Source organism: Paraglaciecola arctica (genome assembly GCF_018861065.1).
Lineage (GTDB): Bacteria > Pseudomonadota > Gammaproteobacteria > Enterobacterales > Alteromonadaceae > Paraglaciecola > Paraglaciecola arctica_B.
The window spans coordinates 239,197-263,200 of sequence record NZ_JAHKQO010000031.1; the positions used below are offsets into that span (position 1 = coordinate 239,197).

Annotated in this window: 21 protein-coding genes; 15 read left to right on the plus strand and 6 right to left on the minus strand. The window is 41.1% G+C overall.

All coding sequences use genetic code 11. The features are described 5' to 3' along the window. The first annotated feature begins 58 nt into the window (after positions 1-58). From KO534_RS12355 to KO534_RS12410, 12 genes are all read left to right on the plus strand, one after another. Entirely contained in the window at positions 59-970 is a 912-nt protein-coding gene (locus KO534_RS12355; protein ID WP_215929954.1) for a hydrogen peroxide-inducible genes activator, read from the plus strand. A 96-nt stretch (positions 971-1,066) separates the two neighbouring features. After that, positions 1,067-1,609, plus strand: coding sequence for an RNA polymerase sigma factor (locus KO534_RS12360; RefSeq protein ID WP_215929955.1), 543 nt, complete (start codon positions 1,067-1,069; stop codon positions 1,607-1,609). Beyond that, complete coding sequence (locus tag KO534_RS12365; protein WP_215929956.1) at positions 1,602-2,303, plus strand: hypothetical protein; 702 nt, start codon at positions 1,602-1,604, stop codon at positions 2,301-2,303. Before KO534_RS12360 ends, KO534_RS12365 begins: the two co-directional genes overlap by 8 nt. Before the next feature lie 10 nt (positions 2,304-2,313). Then, the gene (locus KO534_RS12370; RefSeq protein WP_252732109.1) at positions 2,314-3,255 is read left to right on the plus strand and encodes a hypothetical protein; all 942 of its coding nucleotides are present in this window, start codon (positions 2,314-2,316) and stop codon (positions 3,253-3,255) included. Between the two features lie 126 nt (positions 3,256-3,381). After that, a complete protein-coding gene (locus KO534_RS12375) occupies positions 3,382-4,506 on the plus strand; it encodes a beta-ketoacyl-ACP synthase III (protein WP_215929957.1) in 1,125 nt (374 codons plus the stop codon). Between the two features lie 10 nt (positions 4,507-4,516). Continuing rightward, positions 4,517-6,535: an XrtA/PEP-CTERM system histidine kinase PrsK gene (gene prsK / locus KO534_RS12380; RefSeq protein ID WP_215929958.1), complete on the plus strand. Its 2,019-nt coding sequence runs from the start codon at positions 4,517-4,519 to the stop codon at positions 6,533-6,535. A gap of 12 nt (positions 6,536-6,547) precedes the next feature. Continuing rightward, positions 6,548-7,906, plus strand: a complete 1,359-nt coding sequence (gene prsR, locus KO534_RS12385; RefSeq protein WP_215929959.1) for a PEP-CTERM-box response regulator transcription factor — start codon at positions 6,548-6,550, stop codon at positions 7,904-7,906. Positions 7,907-7,933: 27 nt separating this feature from the next. Further along, positions 7,934-8,320 carry a CidA/LrgA family protein gene (locus tag KO534_RS12390; RefSeq protein ID WP_215929960.1) on the plus strand — a complete coding sequence of 129 codons (387 nt, stop codon included), beginning with the start codon at positions 7,934-7,936 and terminating at the stop codon, positions 8,318-8,320. Then, positions 8,320-9,033 carry an LrgB family protein gene (locus tag KO534_RS12395; protein WP_354667934.1) on the plus strand — a complete coding sequence of 238 codons (714 nt, stop codon included), beginning with the start codon at positions 8,320-8,322 and terminating at the stop codon, positions 9,031-9,033. The genes KO534_RS12390 and KO534_RS12395 overlap by 1 nt, the downstream gene beginning before the upstream one ends. Positions 9,034-9,153: 120 nt before the next feature. Beyond that, a complete protein-coding gene (locus KO534_RS12400; protein WP_252732110.1) occupies positions 9,154-10,869 on the plus strand; it encodes a DUF1566 domain-containing protein in 1,716 nt (571 codons plus the stop codon). A gap of 15 nt (positions 10,870-10,884) precedes the next feature. Next, positions 10,885-11,400 (plus strand): DUF1566 domain-containing protein, encoded by a 516-nt coding sequence (locus tag KO534_RS12405; protein WP_215929961.1) that lies wholly within the window; start codon positions 10,885-10,887, stop codon positions 11,398-11,400. Positions 11,401-11,489: 89 nt separating this feature from the next. Continuing rightward, positions 11,490-12,272 (plus strand): YggN family protein, encoded by a 783-nt coding sequence (locus KO534_RS12410; RefSeq protein ID WP_215929962.1) that lies wholly within the window; start codon positions 11,490-11,492, stop codon positions 12,270-12,272. Positions 12,273-12,300: 28 nt separating this feature from the next. Here the strand turns inward: KO534_RS12410 and hemW are convergent, their stop codons facing one another. The 4 genes from hemW to KO534_RS12430 all read right to left on the minus strand — a co-directional run bounded on the left by hemW (position 12,301) and on the right by KO534_RS12430 (position 16,514). After that, entirely contained in the window at positions 12,301-13,461 is a 1,161-nt protein-coding gene (gene hemW / locus KO534_RS12415) for a radical SAM family heme chaperone HemW (protein WP_215929963.1), read from the minus strand. A 4-nt stretch (positions 13,462-13,465) separates the two neighbouring features. After that, positions 13,466-14,083 carry an XTP/dITP diphosphatase gene (locus KO534_RS12420; RefSeq protein WP_215929964.1) on the minus strand — a complete coding sequence of 206 codons (618 nt, stop codon included), beginning with the start codon at positions 14,081-14,083 and terminating at the stop codon, positions 13,466-13,468. After that, entirely contained in the window at positions 14,084-15,343 is a 1,260-nt protein-coding gene (gene srmB, locus KO534_RS12425) for an ATP-dependent RNA helicase SrmB (protein ID WP_215929965.1), read from the minus strand. A 163-nt stretch (positions 15,344-15,506) separates the two neighbouring features. Then, entirely contained in the window at positions 15,507-16,514 is a 1,008-nt protein-coding gene (locus tag KO534_RS12430) for a hypothetical protein (protein WP_215929966.1), read from the minus strand. A gap of 300 nt (positions 16,515-16,814) precedes the next feature. On the opposite strand from KO534_RS12430, the gene KO534_RS12435 reads away from it, so the two are divergent. The 3 genes from KO534_RS12435 to KO534_RS12445 all read left to right on the plus strand — a co-directional run bounded on the left by KO534_RS12435 (position 16,815) and on the right by KO534_RS12445 (position 21,304). Beyond that, complete coding sequence (locus KO534_RS12435) at positions 16,815-17,378, plus strand: hypothetical protein (protein ID WP_215929967.1); 564 nt, start codon at positions 16,815-16,817, stop codon at positions 17,376-17,378. A 314-nt stretch (positions 17,379-17,692) separates the two neighbouring features. After that, the gene (locus KO534_RS12440; RefSeq protein WP_215929968.1) at positions 17,693-20,905 is read left to right on the plus strand and encodes a DEAD/DEAH box helicase; all 3,213 of its coding nucleotides are present in this window, start codon (positions 17,693-17,695) and stop codon (positions 20,903-20,905) included. A gap of 96 nt (positions 20,906-21,001) precedes the next feature. Then, positions 21,002-21,304, plus strand: coding sequence for a hypothetical protein (locus tag KO534_RS12445; RefSeq protein ID WP_215929969.1), 303 nt, complete (start codon positions 21,002-21,004; stop codon positions 21,302-21,304). Here the strand turns inward: KO534_RS12445 and KO534_RS12450 are convergent. Further along, complete coding sequence (locus KO534_RS12450) at positions 21,275-23,008, minus strand: GNAT family N-acyltransferase (RefSeq protein ID WP_215929970.1); 1,734 nt, start codon at positions 23,006-23,008, stop codon at positions 21,275-21,277. The two genes, KO534_RS12445 and KO534_RS12450, sit on opposite strands and share 30 nt — an antisense overlap. Positions 23,009-23,145: 137 nt before the next feature. Further along, positions 23,146-23,982 carry a phytanoyl-CoA dioxygenase family protein gene (locus KO534_RS12455; protein WP_215929971.1) on the minus strand — a complete coding sequence of 279 codons (837 nt, stop codon included), beginning with the start codon at positions 23,980-23,982 and terminating at the stop codon, positions 23,146-23,148. Positions 23,983-24,004 lie beyond the last annotated feature (22 nt).

Sequence of the window (24,004 nt, forward strand, 5' to 3'; positions counted from 1 at the left end):
TTTTATCTGTAAATCTAATCTAGAATGGTGGTCTCAATCGTTTTTATAGATGAAAAGTATGAAATGGCCCAACCTTAAACATCTTCACTATTTAGTAGTACTGCATCAAGAGCAACATTTTCACAGAGCCGCACAACATTGCCATGTTAGTCAGTCCACGCTGAGTACTGCAATTCAGAATTTAGAAGAACAATTTGGATCACAATTGTTAGAGCGCGACCACAAAACCTTTGTGTTTACACCCCTTGGTCTTGAATTAGTAGAGCGCAGCAAGGCGATACTAAACGACGCCCATGAGTTGGTCGATTTTGCTCAAAGTGCGGGTAATTGGCAAGCAGGCAAACTCAAAATAGGGGTGATCCCAACCATTGCCCCTTTTATTTTTGAAGGGTTAATAGACAAAGTGCATCAGAATTTACCTGATATCACGCTGCAGTTGCAAGAAGACACCACAGCTAATTTGCTAACTCAGCTTAATGAGGGCGCCTTAGACTTATTAGTGTTAGCTTTACCAATGGAAACACCAGGGTGCAAACAACTTGTATTGGGTCATGACCCTTTTCATTTAATCGCACATAGTGATTTGGTTACTAGTTTACCTGTGCCCTTAGATGTATCGGCCTTACCGAAACAAAGTATCTTTCTTTTACAGCAAGAACATTGCATGACCGGGCACGCAGTCAGTGCTTGTGGTCTCAAGCATAGTGAGCAAGTGAATTCTCTTGCTGCCAGCAGTTTGTACACCTTAGTGCAATTAGCGAATAGTAAATTGGGGTTCACTTTTATGCCTGAGTTGGCCATAAAGAATCATATATTGAGCACTAAATCTCTAGTTTCGATGCCAGCTGAAGACATGGCCTATCGTGAAATTGGCATGGTGTGGCGTAACGGTACAACACGAGTTAGATTGTTTCGTCATTTGGCTGAATTAGTCGCACCCCTCATCCCTATTCCTACATTGACCCGCTAATTTCAAAATTATTTTAATTAAAAATAAACTTTTTTACTTGTCCCCTCGACTTTAATGAGCAAAGGGGACAAACCCTAAGAGAAGGGAATTAAAACAGTGTTTGAGAAAACAGACGAACAACTCATAAGCAAAGCGCTGCAGGGCAATAAACAAGCCTGGCTGAATTTGCTTAAACGTTATGAAAAACCTATTTACAACTACGGCATGCGCATGACTGGAAAAAACGAGGATGCGTTGGATCTGATGCAAGAAGTATTTATTTCGGTGTTTCGTAACTTAGCGAGTTATAGAAATGAAGGGAGTTTCAAAAGTTGGTTATTTCGTATCGCACATTTTCGATGTATTGAGTTTTACCGGCGTAAAAAACCTACTCAGGGATTGGATGACGCCCCAGAGATAGAAAGCGAAGAGAAAAGTGCGGCAGAGAGTATTCATACAACTCAAGAGAACAAACAGTTAGTGAACGCGATGCAACAATTACCGCTGTCACAAAAGGCGGTAGTAGAACTGAAGTTCTTTGGTCAGTTTACTTTTGATGAAATCGCCGAACAAACCGGGATTTCAGTGAACACCGCCAAATCGCGTTTATATGGTGCATTAGAAAAGTTGAAAATATTGATGGAGGTCGATTATGCCTAAACATGATTCGCGGCTAGATGGGATAGATAAGTCTCATAGTAGTCATGCTAATTTAAGCAACGAACAATTGTTAGGTCTGTGGTCAGAGCAACAACTGACTGAGTCTCAGCAACATGAATTTGAGCAACGTTGTCTGCAGCAAGAGGATTTTGCTAAACAAGTTGAAACCTACAATATCTTTGCCCTGCAAAGTGAACATTATCACGATGACGAGGTGCCCAATTGGGACAGGGAAAGTACCTTTGATATGCCGCAAAAAGCGAAGTGGTGGCAATGGCAAGGTTTGCCGACTCTATCCTTTGCTACTTCAATGTTGGCCATAGTTATGGTGCTAACTGGACTGCAAGTGCGAATGGATGATGGGGCAATGACCATTAGTTTTGCTGGAAAACAAAGTACCCAAGAGATTGACCGCTTAGTGAATGACCGATTAGTCGAGTTTCAACAAGCACAGCAGGTAGCGTTAACAGAATATACCCAAGCATTAGGGCAACAACAAATGGATACCAGTGCGCAGTTAACACAATACCTGTTAGGTGCGAGCCGCAAAGAGAGACGTGAAGACTTTGCTGAACTGATTAAATATGTCAACGAACAGCGTGGCGACGATCAGCTATTTTACGCACGCCAATTAAACAAATTACAACAAAATATTTATGCCAAGCCCGAGCTAACTGGCACTATTAACGAATGAGGAAGTAACCATGAGTGTATCAATTAAACAAACTTTATTGGCGTTGGCTATAGGGAGTTGCGTTATTAGCCCGCTACAAGCTAAAACTAAAGAAACCAATATAAAAGAAGTGCGTAACGAAGTCGGCATAATGCTGAATATTCTACAAGCCACATTAAAACAGCAAAATTCAGACAAAAACATACGTTTTCGTGCTGACGCGGTTTTTTATCTTGCCGATCAAGGTGTGGTGTTTGAAATAGATAGCGGTAGGCATGGCGGCAATTTTTTTGGTTTTGATTTGAATGGTTTAGTTAACAGTATTCCACAAGCACCAAAAGCACCTAATTCCAACCGCTTTGAAATTAACATTGACGAAGACGAAATTGAAAAAATGGTGATGAAATTTGTCGAACATGGTGATGATTACGATGACTATGATGACGAATTAAGTGACAAAATGCGTGATTTGCACGAAGAGCAGCGCGAGTTGTCTTGGGAAAAGCGTGAATTTGATCGCACCCTACGGGACTTGGAATTTGAAAAACGCAATGCTGATACACAACGTCGTAAAGAGATTCAGAATCGTCAGAAAGAGCTTCACGACCAGGTGGCGAGACTTGAATCAAAAACCAAAGAGTTAGAAAAATTTCGCAGCGAATTAGAAACTGAACGTCATCAGGCGTTAGCGAAACGCCAAGCGGTAAAACAACAGTTGTATAAAGAATCACTTTCGCTATTTGAAGATACAATAGGAAACATGTTGTGCCGCTACGGTGCCGGTCTTAGATCTTTGTCTGATGACGAAAATGTCACTTTCCTGTTGTCCGACTTTGTAGACGCAGATAATGACGCGGTAATTGGTTCACACGATAAGGTGTACGTGTTTAAACACAAAGATATTCAAGCTTGCGTGACTGGAAAATCAAGCAAAGATAAATTATTAAGTGCAGCGAATACTTATCTATTTTAAATAACAATTAACTTATTATTTCAAAAAGTCAGCTTCAGGCTGACTTTTTTATTACAAACCGATAAGCTAACTAGATCTCAGTCGCATTTTGATATGCGACCTCATATCCCTTAGTTAGGACTTTACATGACATCTAGTGTAGTAATTAGCGGCTCTGGTTTGTGGAAACCCGCTCATAGTATTAGTAATGAAGAACTAGTCACCGCATATAACGCTTATGCCACTCGCTTTAATCAGCAGCATGAAATAGCAATCGAAAACGGAGAACTCGACTCCAAACCCCTCTCAAGTGCTGAATTTATTGAAAAAGCTTCAGGAATTAAAAGCCGTCATGTTTATGTGAAAGACGGCATATTAGACATTGATAGAATGCGTCCGAAAATTCCGGTACGCAGCGAAGAACAATTATCAGATCAAGCAGAAATGGCAATCCATGCGGCTAAAGAAGCATTAAAGTCGGCCAATAAGACTGCCGCTGACATAGATGTTGTCATTGTTTCTTGTGCCTATACTCAGCGCTCGTATCCAGCCTTAGCGATTGAAGTGCAAGGAGCCTTAGGTATTAAAGGGTTTGCGTTTGACATGTTAGTAGCTTGTTCTGCGGCTACTTTTGCATTGCATCGAGCGTACGAAATGATTGCGGCTGGTACTGCAAAACGAGTGTTAGTCATCAATCCAGAATTGACCACACCACAGATTAATTTTCGCGACAGAGACAGCCATTTTATTTTTGGTGACGTAGCAACGGCTATGGTAATTGAAAACTCAGCGACTGCGGACTCGGAACATATTTTTGAGATTTTAAGTACCAAAGCGGTGACGCAATATTCCAATAATATTCGTTCTAATTTTGGTTATGTTAGCCAGGCTAATGATGTTGATCCCTTTGCTGCAGAAAACCTGTTTCATCAAGAAGGGCGTAAGGTATTTAAAGAAGTCTGTCCTATGGCCGTAGAGCATATTTCTGAACATTTACAACGTCATCACTTGGGTGCTAACAACGTTTCACGGTGGTGGTTGCACCAAGCCAATATTAATATGAATACGTTAATTAGCCGCAGATTGCTTGATAGGCAGCCGACTCTTCAAGAGGCGCCTATAGTATTAGATACCTTTGCCAATACCGCTTCTGCAGGTTCAATTATTGCGTTTCATCTTCATCACCAAGACTTACAATCGGGTGATATTGGATTGTTATGTTCCTTTGGCGCTGGTTATTCAATTGGCAGCTTAGTGTTGAAAAAGCAATAACGGGCTCATTATGATAGCAACTGTTGGATACGCAATCAGTACAATTGGTTATGCCTTTCTGTTATTGCTGTTGTTAACAGTTCGTAAGTCTGGATTAGCCAAGTATTTGCTGATTCTAGCCACAGGAGCGACTTGTTTATGGTCTGTTGCTCCGTTTATTTTTGCCCAGCTTCCCGTCGAAAAAATATTACTGTTTGACAACCTTAAAAGTTTGGTTTGGCTGCTTTTTCTAGCCTCATGCTTAAAGGATAAGTTTACCAATATTATTGAAGTTCTATCTCGAAAAGAGACTTGGTTCATTTTAAGCTTACCGATTACAGCGATTGCCATGCCTTATCTAGGGATAGAAAAAGAGTCTTGGAAGTTTCTTCTGCAAACGATTATCGCTCTAGAAGTATTGGTTTTACTCGAGGTTATATATCGTCAAGCCGGTGAAAATAGGTGGGCACTCAAGCCATTAATATTATATCTGGCGGTCATTAGTGTTTTTGAATTTGTCACCTTTGCAAATGCTTTGATGGTAGAACAAATTCATATTAATTACATTGCAGCCAGAGGTTACATCTATTCTGCGATGATCCCGTTTTTAGTACTGGCTATAAGGCGCGTTGAAAATTGGGGAGTAGAAATCTATATCTCTAGAGATGTAGTGATGCACAGTACCCTGCTAATGGTAGCTGGGGGGTATTTATTCGTCATGGCCTTGCTTGGATATGCGGTTAAATATTTAGGAGGGGAGTGGGGAGCAACCATTCAAGTTGTATTGATAGCCTTGTCGTTGGCGCTATTAGTGTCTTTGTTTCTTTCGATGAGTTTTCGCACCAAAATTAAGGTGTTTATCACTAAACACTTTTTTGCCAATCAATTTGATTATCGATACGAATGGCTGAAGTTAACACATTTTTTGAATACCAAAGAGTCAGAGGACAACGTTTATGAAACTGCTTTGCGTGGACTCACTCAAGCCATTGATTATCAAACTGGCTGTTTGATCCAAGTTCAAAATGGTGAATTGAATGTGCTTGCGAACATTGATAAACCACAATTGAATGAAGATGAATATGCGGTATTGTTAGAATTTGCCGCGTTTTTTAACGTTAAAAATTGGATAATTGACGTCGAGGAACTTAGAACCCAGCCCTATGTATATGAAGAACTAAAAGTAAATCATGGCCTCTTAAACGGCGTCTCTTTTCAACTGGCGATCCCTATCTATGATGATGAAGAGTTTTGGGGAATGGTGGTGATGAAAGGTACTGATAACACCAGTAAAAAACTCAATTGGGAACTAAGAGATTATTTGACTGCAGTTAACGCGCAAATTTCTAATTTTTTGTTTCATCATCGAGCAGCACAAGAACTAGCTGAAAACGCCCAATTTGCCGCTTTCACTAGGATGTCTGCTTTTATAGTTCATGACTTAAAAAATGTTTTGGCGCAAATAGATCTGATTTTGTCGAACGCCGAGCAGCATAAGAACAATCCAGAATTTATTGACGATACCTTTGAGACTTTAGAGCACACCAAGGCAAGAATGGACAAAATGCTTTATCAATTGACTGAAAAAAATGCGTTGCAAGATGGTGCTGATAGTTTAGTGAGCGTATCTGAGTGTGTGCAACAGGTGGTTGAACAACGATGTGGTTCCTATTTGCCTACTCCTAAAGTGCAAGTGAACAGCGAAGTGCCAGTGGTATTAGATAAAGATAAATTTAGTAACGTTATCTATCACTTAGTGAGTAATGCTCAACAAGCAACCAGTGATGATGGTAGAGTGGAGATAGAAATAGAATTATCTGTTGATGAAAGGCATATGTTGATCAATATTGTGGACACAGGTTGCGGTATGAGCGAAGATTTTATTCAAAAGCGCCTGTTTAAACCATTTGATACCACTAAAGGCAATGCTGGGATGGGCATTGGTGCATTTGATGCGAAAGCCTTTCTAGAAAAAATAGGCGGGCAGTTACTGGTACAAAGTAAACAACAACAAGGTACAACTTTTACATTACGTATACCAACAAGCTAAGGGTTTTGACACATGGATAAGATTTTGGTCGTCGATGACGATTTAGGGATCCAAAAACAATTAAAGTGGAGCTTTTCAGGCTACGAAGTAATTTTTGCAGAAGATCGCACCTCGGCCATCGCGCAATTACGGCGCTTTGAACCTAAGGTTGTCACCTTAGATTTAGGGCTCCCGCCTGATCCTAGCAATGCATCTGAAGGATTAGCCACCTTAGAAGAAATTTTAGCGTTAGCTCCTCAAACTAAAGTCATAGTAGTCACAGGTAACAACGACAAAAAAAATGCTTTAAAAGCAGTGAATTTAGGGGCTTACGATTTTTATCAAAAACCTATCGATTCAGAAACCATTCAAATTTTAGTCAGCCGCGCTATCAATCTTTTTGATTTAGAAATGGAAAATCGCCATTTAGCTGAACTGGCACCTTCAATGGACAAAATCATAGGTCAAAGTGAAGGCATTTTAGTTGCGAGTAGAAAAGCGGAACGTATCGCACAAACAGATATTAGTACCTTGTTGCTGGGAGAAAGTGGCACAGGTAAAGAAGTGTTTGCTCGCAGTATTCACGAGCATAGTTTACGTAAAGATAAACCTTTTGTAGCCATTAACTGTGCCTCTATCCCAGAAAATTTGCTTGAAAGTGAATTATTCGGTTATGAAAAAGGCGCGTTTACCGGTGCCAATAAAACCACTCCAGGCAAGATAGAAACGGCGCAAGACGGCACCCTGTTTTTGGATGAAATTGGCGATATGCCAATAGGGCTGCAAGCGAAGATGTTAAGGTTCTTGCAAGAAAGAGTGATTGAACGAGTCGGTGGACGTTCTGAAATACCGGTAAATATAAGGGTGATTTGCGCTACTCACCGAGACATTCCAGCCATGGTGGCTGAGCAGACTTTTCGGGAAGATTTGTTTTACCGGGTAGGAGAAATCAGCATTCTGATCCCTCCACTTAGACAGCGAGATAATGACGTAGTGTTATTGGCCAAAACATTTTTGGTGCAATATAACGAAGAGTTTAATACCAAACTAAAAGGTTTTAGCGATACTGCCATTAAAGCCATGAAACAACATCAGTGGCCGGGCAATATTCGCGAGCTACAAAATAAACTCAAATCGGCGGTAATTATGGCGGAGGGAAGCCATATTCAAGCTGAGGACCTAAGTTTAGTATACCAAGATGACGGACCGAGCATTGATACCCTCAATTTGCGAGAAGTCAGAGAACATGCAGAAAGTCGAGCAATACGTAATGCTTATTTAGTGGCGGAACAAAATATGTCTAAAACGGCTGAGCTATTAGGGGTGACTCGACCCACTTTGTATTCATTGATTGAAAAATATCATTTAGAAGATGTTAAAACTGGCAACTAACCCTGCCAAAATTGCCTGAGCTGCGTAATGTCAAAAAGATATATTATTGAATCGGTGCTGGCTTTTTTTACACTTATTTTGTTTTTGTTTCTAGGAAATAGATTAAGTCACTATATTGCTTTGCCCGCCGCATTATTGGGGCTATTGCTATTATTTTTGGGGTTGCTTGTGTTAGGGCGAGTGCCCACAGCCCTTGCAAAAGTCAGTCAATTCTTACTCAGACATCTGTCTTTCTTTTTTATTCCCCCGCTAATCGGGGCTTGGTTTTACGCAGAACAATTAGGCAGCAAATTATGGTTGTTTTTGTTGGCCATTATTGTCAGTACTTTTATTAGTTTGTGCATAACGTCATGGTTAGGACTGCGTTTGTTTAAAGGCGCAAATAACACCGCGACCCAGGACGACCATCAGTAGTGAACTGGCAATCTCTCACCCAGCTAATTTCAATTGAGCAACTTATATGGTTAACGCTTACGTTATTTGCTTATGTATTAGCGATTGGGATTTTTAAGGGTTTTTCATACAACTTATTGTTTCACCCCATAGTAATTGGTGCAATTTTGATTGCAGCCATGATTGCTGTAAGTACAACTTCATTGCCGGATTACCAACTATTTGTACACCCCATAAGTTGGATGTTAGGTCCAGCTACTGTGGCATTGGCAATCCCTCTATATCAGCAAATTAGAGTGATAGTTGCTGCCGGTAGTAAAGGTATGTTGGTGATTTTTATTGGTGGATGTATTGCTCCATTGTTGGCACTTGGTTGGATAGCTATATTTGATTTTTCGGACTCGGTTCAATTGTCTTTGCTAACTAAGTCTATAACGACACCTTTGGCCGTGGATACCACACGGATTATTGGGGGGATACCAGAACTTGCCGCGGGTGTAGTCGTAGTAACCGGTATTTTAGGTGTGATTTTTAGCCAAGTTGTTTTTAAGTTGACTCGCTGCGATGACTCAAGAGTTAAAGGACTTGCACTAGGAACCGTTTCCCATGCAATAGGCACGGCGAGAGCCCACCAAATTGATGCTAAAGCGGGGGCTTTCTCCACTATGGCGTTATGTGTCAACGGTATTATTACTGCTATCTTACTACCTCTATTTTTCTGGTTGTTCGCTTGAGTTAATCTTCTGGCACAACTCATTTAAGTTGGCAGATTGTTGAAATGCCAAATTTACGGTGTGCCAGTGGCACAGTAACTGCTTAGCTTTAAATATTAAACTGCTTTAGAAGATAAACATTTGTCTATTATTATGTCCATCCAACAATCCATTTTGACAGTTTTGGTCCTCGGCGTATGTTTAGCTGGTTGTTCGGGGAGTAAACTCGAGAACGACTCTAATACGTCTACACCAAGTGTATTGGTCAATGCCGGTGGTGACCAATCTGTTGATGAACAAATAACCGTCACTTTAGACGCGCTGGCCACTGGGGAAAGCGATGAGTTAACCTACAGTTGGACGGTTACGCCTAATATCGCAATTACTCATGAGGATACTAGCCTAGCGACTGCTAGTTTTACAGCACCGACTACCACCAGTACCCTAACCTATACTTTCACTGTGGAAGTGACAGACGCAAATGGCAATAAGGGTAGCGATTCAGTGGAGTATCAGGTTAACCCAGTAAACAGCCCCCCATCGGCACAAATACAAGTCACACAAGTTGCAGATTTAGCTAACAACCAATTTCCCGCAGGTGTTGAAGTTACTTTAGATGCTTCTGATAGCACTGATATTGACAGCACAGATGTTAATGACTCCATTTCGGCATACTTATGGCAACAAACTGCCGGTGAATCGGTTTTGTCCGGTATTAGTTTACAAGGTGACAGCTTAGCTTTTATTACTCCAATTCTAAGCGAAGCGAACTCAGTGACTATATCAGTGACGGTTACCGATGAAGAAGGGGCACAGGACGTTGAATCGGTGACTCTGAATATCCAAAGTGCCGCAGATACGCTACCTCAAGTGAATGCCGGCACAAACCATCAGGTATTTAGTGGTGAAAGTATTAACTTAAACGGTACGGCGAGTACCACAGTTTCTACCTCTGAACCTTTAGTCGCCAATTGGTTGAATGACTCTGAAAGAGACCCGCAAATAGAAAATATCAATGCTTTACAAACTGTAGCCATTGCACCTGCAGTAACCGCTACCGAAATAGTGACATTTACGTTAAGAGTCGCAGACGCACTAGGGAACGTGGTTGACGACAACCTTACTGTCACCATTAAACCACTACCCATCCAACCACTGAACGATACAGGGGTCATTTTACAAGGCAATGACACGCAAATATTAGATCAGTACCAAGCTGATTACCCGGGGCAAGATGGTCAACGAGGCCAAGATATCATTCATGCAAATGGTTTATCTGAAAAAGCCGGTAGGGGAGAGCAGGGGTTTGACTTTACAAGGCTAGATGAGATTGGTGACGAAGTGGATGATGAAAATGCTGCTTGGAGTTGTGTTCGAGATAATATAACTGGCTTGATTTGGGAGTCAAAAACGGCTGCCCTTAGTTCTACTCTACATAGTAGTCAATTCAGTTATTCTTGGTATCAAATTGATGATGAAGAAGTGGCAGATGGCGATGCAAGTGGCGTAGGGGCGAGCTGTTCCCTTAATAGTTGCAACACCCAGGCTTTTATAGCTGAAGTTAACTCTCAAGGATTATGTAACTTCAGAGATTGGCGATTGCCGACACATAACGAATTACTATCGATATTACATTTGGGGCAAGCGAGTGCTCCAATGATTGATGCCAATTATTTTCCTCATACTACAGAGTCATTAACTGCTCCTGTTTGGTATTGGACTCAAGATTCAAGCGCCGATGGTTTTATCAACGAACAAGCTCAGAATGCATGGGCGATTGATTTTTCGTCGGGTAATGATAATTTTCTAAACAAATCAACGGCGGCTAGAGTGCGGTTGGTCAGGGCAGGGCGATAATATGCGAGCAATTATATGAGAACTTACGTTGTAAAAATACTGGGTCTAGTTTGTTTTTTTATTTCTTATATGGCGGCTAGCCAAACTTGTCTTCCAGACTTTGATGCTGACTTAACAGTAGATGAGTTTGTCGATAATGCGGATGGCACTGTAACCGACGAATCTCTGGGGCTAGTTTGGATGCGCTGCAGTTTAGGGCAAATTTGGGAAAACGAAACTTGCACTGGGGATGCCAATGAACTGACATGGCAACAAGCATTGCAAGCGGCTCATGGATATGAATATGCCGGGCAACTAGGCTGGAGGGTGCCGAATATCAAAGAACTAGCCAGCTTAACTGAGCGAAGTTGTGTGCGCCCAGCCATTAATGAATTGTTTTTTCCCAATACCTACTCTGACGACTATTGGACTTCTACTCCTTCAATCGTGGATCCTAAACGTGCTTGGGTAATTGCATTTTTTAATAGCAGTAATTCTCTTAAAGATAAAAATCTGTTTGTTTTCACTCGACTGGTCAAAACTGCAGATTAACGTGAGTTTTGTCTGTCCTATCTGATCTCTTATTGCTTTTGTTGCGTTTAAAGGCAAACTAGCATCCGAATTACAATTTTCGAGTTTTTATGCGTTATCTGATTTTTATATTGTTAATGACAAGCTCCTTGGTTCACGGAGCCTCAACTTGCGAAGTGTCACTGAACTACGGCGTCGTGGTGAGTAAACAGCAGATCAGAGTGATCAGTGAAGGTGGTAGATCTGTTTATCAGATTAACCACCCCGCTCAGCTTATCGTTCAAGGTAACTGGATTGAACTTGATACACAACAAGAGCAAGAACTGACGGAGCTTTCTGCAGGTATTCATCAAGTTGTACCTAAAATGATTCTTTTAGCCAACGAAGGTGTTGAGCTTGCGATAGGAACTATTGAACAAGTGTATGGTGGATTGGTGAAGGACGACGCAAGCCGCAAGAAACTTCAAAAATCCCTCGAACGTGTACAACTTAGTGTTAAAGAAAAGTTTATCCGCGCCAATGATAACTTCTACATGGGACCCGGTAAGCTTGAACAAGTGAATGACTTGGTCGATCAGGAGTTAGAAGAACAAATCGAAGAAGCGATGAGCACCTCTGTGGGTGGTATCTTGTCGGCCATTGGTGGTTTGGTCACTAACGGTGAGGACAGCGAAGAAAAAATTGCCGCAATAGCTGAACAGTTAGAAACGATGGGAGAAGGATTGGGTCAAAGTGTTGGGCCTAAAGCAGAGAGCCTAAAACTCAAAGCTCAATGGTTTTGTAATAAGTTCAAAGAGTTAGACAAATTAGAAGATAGACTTAGAGCCTCAGTAAAAGAACTTCAACCCTATAATGTTTTACTAACAAACACTAATGCATATTTGAATGAGTAGTGAATGGGGGGGGATGTGCTTAACTAAGCTACACCATCATCTCTAAAAGAGTATTCAAATAACGCCTACCTAAAGGCGTGACTTGCCATTCGTCGCTAGATTCAATTAATAACCCTCGCTTTACCGCAACCTCAAGGTTTTGTGCAGTTTTATTATCTAAGCCTAGTCCTGTAAAGTTTTCGTAGTCTGTCTTAGGGCAAGGCTCAAGTAAGCGGAAACGATTCATAAAAAACTCAAAGGGTAAATCTTCAGTTGGCACCACTTTGTTGTCGCTCATATAACTGCGGGTTAAATCCATATAACCTTTGGGGTGTTTTACCTTAACTGTGCGAATGATTTGATTTTTCTCAGCCAAAGTGATTTTTCCATGGGCGCCACAACCTATGCCTAAGTAGTCTCCAAATCGCCAATAATTTAAATTATGCTGACATTGTTGCCCAGGCTGACTGTAAGCTGATATTTCGTATTGTTCGAATCCTGCTTGTTTGAGCAAAGCATCGCCTTGTTCTTGTATGTCCCACAACATCTCATCTTCCGGCAGTTTGGGCGGTTTGGAGTGAAATTGGGTATTGGGCTCAATGGTTAATTGGTACCAAGAAAGGTGTGGCGGTTTTTGACTAATAGCGGTATCTAAATCAAACAACGCATCCTCTAAAGACTGCTTGGGTAAGCCGTGCATCAAATCTAGATTAAAACTGTTAAGGTCGATGCTTTTAGCCAATGTAGCGGCTTTCAGCGCCTGATTTTCATCATGAATACGACCAAGTGCGGATAACTTTTCTGGTTGAAAACTTTGTACACCTATGGATATTCGAGTGATACCAGCTATGACATAATCTGCAAAACGTTGACTTTCTACTGTACCGGGATTCGCTTCCATGGTGATTTCAGCATCAGCTAAGAGGTTAACCCTTTGTTTGACTCCATCCAATAAGGTCTTTATGGAGTGAGCTGAAAATAAACTCGGGGTACCGCCTCCGATAAAAATACTATGAATTGCTCTGCTACCCACCAACTTTGCATCTTCGGCCAAATCATCTAACAAGTGGCTGACATATTCAGTTTCGGGCAATTGCTGTTGTTTTTGTCCGTGGGAGTTAAAATCACAATAAGGACATTTCTGCACACACCAGGGAATATGGATATACAAGGCTAAGGGAGGTAATTTTAGGGTGGTAGGTGCTGACAAGCCGTTAACCAATCTTGCTTTTTAGTTGAGCCAAAAGCAGTTGTAACGCCTTACCACGATGACTTAGGGCATTTTTTTGTTCCGCAGACAATTGCGCCGAACTACAGTTTTGATGAGCGACCCAGAATACTGGATCGTAACCAAAGCCGTTTTCACCGTGTTGCTCAAAGGTGATTTCGCCCTGCCATTCGCCTTGACAAATAATAGGAGTGGGATCATCTGCATGGCGCATAAACACCAACACACATAAAAACTTGGCTTGACGTTTCTCTTTTGGAACCGTCGACATGACCTCAAGTAACTTGATGATGTTGTTTTGGTCTGAAGCATGCTCGCCAGAATACCTAGCGGAATACACCCCAGGTGCACCACCCAATACGTCCACAGCTAAACCAGAATCATCAGCAATTGCCGGTAGACCTGTTTGTTCAGCCGCATGACGAGCCTTGATAATAGCGTTCTCAATAAAAGTCGTGCCTGTTTCGGCCACATCACTTACCGCAAATTCGCTTTGCGGCACGACTTCAATCGCTAAATCAGTCAACATGCGAGCCAACTCTTTAACTTTACCTTGATTGCCCGTTGCCAGTACTACCTTTTTAATATTGTTATAATCGAGCATTTAGGCTTTGGGTCCTCGTCCTTTCTTTTTACGACTTTTGGCTTTTGCGGTTCGTTTTGCCTTAAGAACTGCCTTCTTAGTTTTATTACTGATTTTTTTCTTAGTCGGTGGTTTCGCTTCTTTATTTTGTGGACGAAGCTCGGCAATGACCCGACGTTTAAGGGCTTGTTTGGTATAACGCTCAATTTTGGGTACCACACCAATGTCATGGGCCTCAACCAAAGATATTGCAGTGCCTTTGTTACCAGCACGTCCAGTGCGACCAATTCGATGTACGTAGACATCAGCAGTACGTGGCATATCATAGTTGATCACGTGGCTAATGTTTTCTACGTCTATACCTCTTGCCGCGACGTCAGTGGCAATGAGTATTTTTACTTCTCCGCTGCGAAACCGCTCCATAGCTTCATTGCGTTTATCTTGGGGCATTTCGCCCTGCAGCCAACAACAGTCAATATCGATAGATTGTAATTGACCAACCAACGACGCTAAACGCTCTCGAGTTTTGACAAAGACTATTGCAGTATCGACTTGGTTTTGTAAAAGGTGCGTTAATAAATCCAGTTTATGTTTAGCGTCATCAGCTAGATGGAGCCATTGATGGATCACGCCTTTTTCTTTACGGCTCGAATCTGCTTCTAATTTAACGGGATCATTCAATAACTCATCAGAAAAACGGGTAATACCAGTACCTTCTAAGGTGGCCGAAAACAACATAGTTTGTTTACGCCAGCGTGCTTCTGCGGCTATTTGATTAACAACGGGCGAAAACCCCATATCCAGCATACGATCTGCTTCGTCTAGAATTAGGCATTCGATATCGCGGCAATCAAAACTTTCTTTTTCGATATGTTCAAACAGGCGGCCCGGAGTTGCGACTAAAATATCTAGATTTTTCTCTAATAAATCTCGATCTGTACCGTAGTTAATACCACCAGTAATCACCCCACAGGTAATATGTGGTAGGTATTTGCATATTGCTTTAGCTTGCTCAAATATTTGCAATGCCAATTCGCGGGTGGGAGTCAGAATTAAAATCCGTGTCGAACCGGGTTGGCGCCTGGGGTAATCCAACAAAAACTGGCAAGCCGGTAATAAAAAAGCCGCTGTTTTGCCGGTACCAGTAGGGGCTGAGGCTAAAATGTCTTTGCCATTCATGGCCTCTGGAATGACCTGAGCCTGAATGCTGGTGGGTGTTTTATACCCTAAATCCGTCACAGCGTGGATTAGGTCATCGTCTAGTTCTAATTGTTCAAACATGTATGTTTAAGCCTTGTTTAATCGTTGGCTTGGGAATTGTGGGGATTATAAAGGAGTGGCGAGGGAATTGCTTATTGATTTTTCAAAGTCAGGGCGATGAATGTAGCTCCTTGCTGTATTCTACATTCATTACCGAGTTGAAAACTTAATATTGAGATGGAGGTTACCCCAGACCGATAAATCTCATCGCACTACTTTTCTTCTTAGCGAAGAAACCTTTTTTGGTATGGGTGCCTTTGTTGCTTTGTAATCCGCTGAGTTGCAGTCGCGACTTTTCAATGTCTTTAGCGGCGAGTTTGAGCATAGGGTCCATTTTCTTTTTCTTAATTTCTTCTACTTTGTCCTTCCATCCGGGGATCCCAATATCTGCTATGAAGAAATTCGCCACTGTTGAAGTATCTGCACAAGTTAAAAAGTAACAACCGAGTATCGGGCATTCATTGAATACGGTCAGATCTAAAGTAGAAGGGCTGCTAAGTCGTTTATTGCCGGCTTGCATTTCTTTGATTTCCAAGCCCAGTGCAAATAATTCCATGCCTAAAGCCGCTACCGCATTACACATGCCAATCGCCGCTGTAGTGGCAGTACCTCCATCTAGTACTAGACCCGCAATTTTTCCTCCTGTGGCAGCACTATGTCTGGTCAGGTTGATAGAATCTTTGGCTAAGTCGCGTTTGATTAGGACAATAATGGCTTCTGCCGCAGCCAAAGGGTCGCCTGCGCGAAAACCATGTTTTTGAGTACGGCTTTGATATAAGGCTTTGGCATCGGTCGCCACGGCTTTTGCTGCTTTTGCTGTTTTTAGGGCACTTGCGGCGACGCTGATAAAAGGGATAATTTCTGAGATTAATTCACTTAGAATTTCAGAGGTCAAGGCTTCGACAATGTCTTCTATATTGTCTACGTCAGCACAGGTTTTAATGAACTCTTTTGCCACCGTTTGCATTTGTTGCGCCGCAAAACCACCGCCTGAATGAGTGGCGTTTTTGACCTTGTCGGCACTTTTCTTAATTTTGTTCCCTGACTGCAACAATGATTTTGCGGTTTTGACTTTTTCTACGTTGCCAAAAACCAGTTTCGTGCCGCCAAACATGTTTTGCATAGCCATACGTCGGGCTTTTGAAAGTTCCGACATGGCTGCAAAATCTGCCATTGTGAGTTGTTGAGCCATTTTGATTCCTTTTCGTTAATTAACCCTAGCGAAAAAGAGTATAGTATTATTGGGGAATATGGAATCGATTAATATTCAACCGGAAGTGAAATGGATTAGATTGAATTTTTGCGAAGAAATGAATCTTTATATTCGATTAATTATTTACAGAAATTTAGGCAATCAAAATCGAGAATATAGCCATTTTGGTCAAATTCACGGAATTTTCATAGTTGTTTATTTTTGCATGTGTAAGTAAAGTAATGTCAGATATCAATGTTACATTGATCTGCTAATTAAAATAACTAGGGAGAGTTAAGTTTGTCTAAAACAACCGAAGAAGCCCTTAGAGCTGAGTTGAGAAGAGTAGCTACGCCAAATACTAAAATGGTCTTGAATGATTCTGATGCTTTTAGTTATATGGTTAAGATGTTTAACGGTACTTTGGCAATGGCGAGTGGCAAAGGAATTGACATTGCTATGGGCAGCCTAGATAAAAGTATCGCCACTGTAGATTTAACTTCACAGGCTTCTAATTCAAATAAAATTCTTCTCACTTCTCGAACAATTCAACTCCTATTGGAGTCAGCAAAATTAGCTTCTCTTGCTGGGAAAACCAATCCCTTAGGAATTATGGCAACTGTTGGTGCAACACTGGCAACAAAAACATCAATAGCCTTGAGTATGGCTGGCAGTGACAATAAGCAAGCAACTTGTATAGCAGCGTTTTCGGACATGGCTGCGGGAGGGTTAACACTTACAGCTGGTATAGCTTTTAGCGCAACTGGTTTAGGTTCTTTGGCAAGTGTCGCATTAGTTGTCTCAAGTGTCTCGCAAATTCTAATAGGCGGATATAATGCACATAAAGCCTGTATAAGGAAATAGAGTATTGACTACCAGCACAGTCATTTTGAGTTCTACTGTATATCATTCTAAATACGTATTGAATCAGGGGTAAACATTTAACCTATTTAGCGGGTATTTCGAGTTTTCGCTAACTCCTGTTTTTTAACCTTGTTAATTGTCCATCGTACTTGTGTCCAAATGATGTCAAAATATAGTTCAAATTAAAGACTTTGATTTACAGACTGCCAATATGAAAAACTTCATAGTTACAGCATGATATGAAATTGTCTTGACCAAATGTTTGAATTTCCTCACCTAATCACTACAACTTGGCATCAGGTACTCGATTTAATATGTTTAACAAAACTATCTTGCAAGCAGCTTTAAGCACTCAAACTTGGTCAAAGGGAGCAAGGCTTTATCAAATGAATTATGTTGTCAGTGCTGCCCTGAATGACAATATATTGAGAGGGACAGTAAGAAGTGAGTCGGCGTTAAATGAAACCTATTTAACCCGTTTTGAATTTGACGAGAGTTTAAATCGAGCTAAAGCCTATTGCAGTTGTTATCTTAAAAAAGATTGCAAACATGCCGCGGCTTTGGCCCATCATTATCTTGAACATTTGCATGTAGGTTCGGCATCTAACAATACAATACAAGAGTGGCTAAATGAGTTTGTAGCCATGGAACCTCTGGTTTTTCAGCAGAAAAAAGCCTTACTGTATTTTATTAAGCAAAATAGTTATACCCCAAATGATTATTTACAACTCGAAGTTAACAGTTCTAACCTAAAGAAAAATGGTGGCTGGAGTCGTACCTTAAATTTCGAAAGCTTGGATAGTTACTTAATTAAGCAGCCTTATGTTGATGATCAAGATGTGCGAATCATTAGTGCGATGATCAGAAATCAACATTATTCCAGTGCCATTAAAGATCATGATTTATTGCAACTGATGGTGAATACAGGGCGCTGTTTTTGGCAAGCAGGTGCAGATTTAAACCATCCCATTTCGTTGGGGGCGCCCTTAAAAGCAAATTGGCAGTGGCAAAATAATAGGTCAGTGCACAAACTTAATCTTGTTTTAGAAAAAACTAATGCTGATATTAAATTGATAAAATCCCAGCCTATTAGTTATTACGACAGCAAAGCCAATTGTTTGGGATTAGTCGAGACCAATTTAAATTCCGAATTTGATATGCAGTTTCTCGATAGCCCGGCTATTTCAGAAGAAAAAATGCCTTGGGTGTTGAGTAAACTTGATATGACTCTAGGTGAAGTGGCTCAACAACTGCCTAAACCTAAACTTAAAAAAGAGTACAGCTTAACTCGCCCTGTTCCACATATAAGGTTAGCTACTCCCAATATAAATCAAGCGTACTACACTCAATTGTCATTATGGTTTGCCTATAATGGGCAACTGGTTAGCCCGTTAAATAATAAACATCAACTGCCTTCACAAGAGGGGGAAGAAAGCACCTATCGAGATTTTGCATTTGAAAAGATGATCATAGAATCTCTTAAATCCTGGAGTTTTATTGCGCAATTGCAAGCAGTGAGCACCCACAAAAGTTTCGAGGGGGGGTATATGATGGTGTTGCAAGGCAGACAACTTAATTTGTCGTTTTTGCATAATCAATTACCGCAGTTAAAGAAACAAGGATGGCAAGTTGAATATGATGCTAGTTTTCACTATCAAGAGTTGAGCACTGACAGTGTATTTGAGGCCAACGTTGAACAAGAGCAGGGTCATGATTTCTTTTCTTTAGGCTTAAACTTAAATATAGATGGCAAAAGTGTTGCGGCGTTTCCTATATTACTCAGTGCCTTGGAACAAATCCCAAAAGAAATCTTATTGAATGATGATAGTTACACAGACAGCGAAGATAGTGTTTTTGTTGAGCTTAGTGCTGGGAAGTTCATTGCTTTGTCTTATCAGAGTATTCGACCTTTATTAAAACAATTTGTGGAGTTATATATTCCAGGTGCTTTGCAAGACGATGACACTATGCGTTTGTCTCGCTTTCAAAGTCATCAGACTCTCAGCGAACTCGACAATCAAGGAATAGTGACACAAGGCGCCAATCGACTACGTCATTTGGCCGAAAAATTGAGAGATTTTGATGCGATTCAAACAGCAACTGTTCCCCAATCACTGCAGGCTGAACTACGAGAATATCAGCATCAAGGTTTGAATTGGCTACAGTTTTTAAGAGAATATGAGCTCAATGGCATTTTAGCCGACGACATGGGGTTAGGTAAAACCATCCAAGCTCTGAGTCATTTGTTACTTGAAAAAGAGCAAGGGAGATTGACTGCTCCTTGTTTAATTATTGCGCCTACCAGTGTGATCTTTAACTGGGCTAAAGAAATCCAAAAGTTTACTCCTGATTTGTCTTATATAGTGATTAATGGGGTTAAAAGGCAAGAGCATTTTGACAAGATTAATGAATACGACATAGTGATCACTAGTTATCCGTTACTCCTAAAAGACAGTGAAATACATCAACAGCACAATTACTATTATTTAATTTTGGATGAAGCTCACTACATTAAGAATCCTAAAACTAAGCTTTATCAAGAGATGTTGACACTTAAGGCTGAACATAAATTATGTTTGACTGGTACACCTATGGAAAATCACCTAGGTGAGTTTTGGGCGCAGTTTAATTTCTTATTGCCAGGATTTTTGGCGGGCTACCAGCAATTTACGCGCTTATTTAAAACGCCTATTGAAAAACACAATGATCATGAACGTAAAACACTACTCAACCAGCGTATTAAACCTTTTATTTTACGGCGCAGTAAAGAACTCATAGCCAAAGAGTTACCTAAGAAAAGTACTATTATTCAAACTTTAAAAATCGACGGTAAGCAAGCTGAGTTGTATGAATCTGTGCGCTTGACAATGGACTCTCGCCTAAAAGAGATCATTGCCGCAAAAGGCTTACAACGCAGCCAAATTGAAATTCTTGATGCATTATTAAAATTGCGACAGGTTTGTAACCATCCTCAGTTATTGTCGCTACCCAGTGCTAAAACAGTTCAGCAATCGGCCAAGTTAGAATTTTTGATGGAAACGCTACCTGAAATGGTGGACGAAGGCCGAAAAGTCCTGATTTTTTCGCAATTCACTAGCATGTTGGCGTTAATTGAAAAAGAGCTAGTAGCGAGCAAAATACCCCACGTGAAACTCACTGGAAGTAGCCAAAATCGCCAGCAAATCGTTGATAAATTTCAATCCGGTAAAGTGCCTGTATTTTTGATTAGTCTAAAAGCTGGGGGAGTGGGATTGAATTTAACCGCTGCAGATACCGTGATCCATTTTGATCCTTGGTGGAATCCTGCTGTTGAAAATCAAGCCACAGATAGAGCTTACCGTATTGGCCAAGATAAGCCGGTATTTGTATATAAACTGATTATCGAAAACTCTATCGAAGAAAAAATTCTACAGATCCAAGAGAAAAAAGCCGCGCTGGCGAATGCGCTTTTATCAGAGGAAGTCAGTCAAGGTAATTTGAGTCTAACCGACGATATTTTAGATACTTTATTGGCACCGCTTAGTTGATGTGACAGGAGATAGGAGAATAGTAGTTAGGAATTAGTAGATAGGGACTAGAGGGAGTATATGGGCGAGTTTATGAATTCAGTTTATTAGCTTGTCTTGCACAGTCTAGCGGCCAAGCAGAAGGACTACCCGCTCATTCTATACCAGAAGGGACGGGAGCTTAATCAACCTGTTAGTTTGGTCTTTTCTGGATTACCGCAAGACGAGTTTAGATTAGATGCCAATAATGATGGCAGCAGCAACTTGCTCGAATATCAAGCGGGTAGCGACCCTCTAAACCCTAATTCTAAGCCTGAACAACCAGAGTCTCTTCAGACCAAAGGTGGTGGAGGCAGTGTAGACTTACTATGGTTATTAACCTTAGTGATGTTAATTAGGAGCAGAAGCATCACTAGTTGAGGGTTGCCGTGGCATATATCGGGCGCGCTTTTTGGGCTTTAAGGTCGTTAAATCGGCTAACACTAATCCGTCTACGCAGTTATTAAAACCAGGGTCGATATTGAAGTCGATGAAATGTACGCCACCTTCCTGATAGGTTTCGGTGTATTGTTTATAGAGTGTTGGTACTGCCATGCCCATATTGGCTAATTGATGTTTAAGTTGACTGAAGTCTGCTTTGTAATTGTCACCACTAAAACTATGAGAGTGATCTTTGGGTAATAAATACGGGAGTTTAGAACGGGCAATATTGCCACTGTGGCCAAAATATAAGCTGTAAAATTGCACTAATAAATCTTTGGCGGCTTTAGGGTAATGGTCGCTTAAGCTAACGGCTCCGAATAAATAACGATAGCCTGGATGACGTTGTAAAAAAGCCCCTATTCCAAACCATAAATAATCTAGGCTACGTTTTCCCCAGTACTTAGGTTGGACAAAACTTCTTCCTAACTCTAAACCTTGCTCAAAATAAGGCGCCATTTCTGGACCATAATCAAATAAGCTAGCCGAATACAGGCCCTTAACCGATTCATTTTCGATGATTGTTTTGGCGTCGCCAAATCGATAGGCCCCGGCAATCTCTAAGTCCTCTTTATCCCACAATATTAAGTGATAATAATAGGCGTCACAGCGATCGATATCACGGCGTTTATTGGTGCCTTCACCAACGGCTCTAAAGGCGACTTCCCTAAGGCGTCCAATCTCTCTAAGTATGGGAGAACTGTCTCGGTGTTGATACAGATACATCACCTTAGCATCACTGGTTTCACCTAAATACTCACAATGATTCTTGAGAGCATGTTGTAATTCCGCGCGGTTTTCAGCGGGTGCGATAGCGGTTTGGGTTTTAAATACCCCGGTTTTACCATGACCAATTTTGTATAAATGTTTCTTAAATAATGCCACATGTTGTGAACGGGCAATGTTGTTACTACTATAGGAATCGAAAGGAATCAGTTCACCGATGCGCATGGGTAAGTGTTGGCGCTTATGTTTAAACATTTCTTTAACCAAAAGCATTCCGGCCAAGGGCTTGTAGATCATAGACAAACCATAAAAGAGTGAGGAATTTTTAGCGTCGATAAAGACCGGCAAAATCGGGGATTTAGCCTGTTTAGCTATCCGTAAAAAGCCACTCTGCCAGCGTGTGTCTCTAATACCTTGTGGTCTTAGACGCGAAACTTCACCAGCAGGAAATACTATCACCACACCTTCTGCTTGAAGGTGAGATTGGATGTTCTGAACGTGTTGTTTGGCCGTGCCCCCTTGCACGTTGTTAACGGGCAATAGAATACTGTGCATGGGTTTGAGAGCCATTAACATATCGTTGCCAATCACTTTAATATCTTGTCTGACTTCGCTGACTAATTTTATTAACGCAAGGGCATCAAGAGAGCCAATAGGATGGTTGGCAATAATCACCAATTTACCTTGGTTCGGCAGGCGCTCCTTTTCTACATCTCGCGCCGAGTAACTGATATTAAAGTATTCGAGTACTTGCTCAACAAAATCCAAACCTTGGTAATGTGGGTAGGCTTCAGAAAACTCCTGCATTTCCCGCTCATGTAACAGGTGTCTGAGCACAAAACTAAGAGTCTTAGATAATAGTGGTTTGTTAACAATTTGCGGATAGTGTTTTTCAAGGACTTCGGACACGGTAAACATAAATCACCCTACAGCTCAGAATTTTCTGAGCTAAGAGTAATCACCAATTATGACAGTTTAGTGCCACTTAAATGGCGGTTTGATGACAGTATTTGTAAACAACATTTGCCCGCTATTCTTTAGTGGACATGGGGTACTTAGTCAAGAAGGCGCAGTGGATGTTTGCCATCTACCATGCCCATAAAAGGCGGGTAAATTGAATATCCCACCAAAGAGCGCAACTCGGGAGATAAACAACGCACTGTATCTTTGTCTAATTCTAACAAGTAGTTTTCTTGTTGTCGTAAAAACGCTTCGCAATATTGATGAGTGACGGCCAATCTTGATTGGTTTGATTGGTTTTCACCACCACCATGCCAAGTTGTGCCAAGAAAAAATATGGCAGAGCCTGCGGGCATCACTGCTTTTATGGTTTTTTCATCAGCAGGGTAACGGTCACCATCCCACTCTTGGCTTCTAGGGATAACAACAGTCGCGCCATTTTGTTCTGTAAAATCATCTATGGCCCAAATACTTGCTGCGCCCAAAGGTGGACGTGGTCTGGGGATTTGATAAAAAGAATCATCGTAATGAAATGCTTGTTTGCTTTCACCGGGCAAAATATTGATCACTTGGCTTTGACTAAGTAAATAGTTAGGTCTAAACAGTAAATCCATTAAGCCAAGTATTCTCGGGTGATCAGCCAAATCATCGATACATCTAGTTTTTCCCAATACGTTATAGAGTCGCTGGGTTTTTTCGCCCTCAAAGGTATTTCTACCCGTGTGTTTGAGTAACGGTGCGCATTGCTGCTTAATTTGTTCGCACTGACTTGCAGAAATTAAGTTTTCGATAATGACATAACCTTCAGACATCAGGGTTTTAAAGTCTTGGTTAATTAACGCCGATTGTCGTTGTGGAGAGGGTTGTAACTGTTTGAATGTTCTAGCAAGGTCTTTGCCGGTATAGTCTTTAATAGCGCCTTCGATTTTCATAATAAAAGCCTCTTACTGCAAT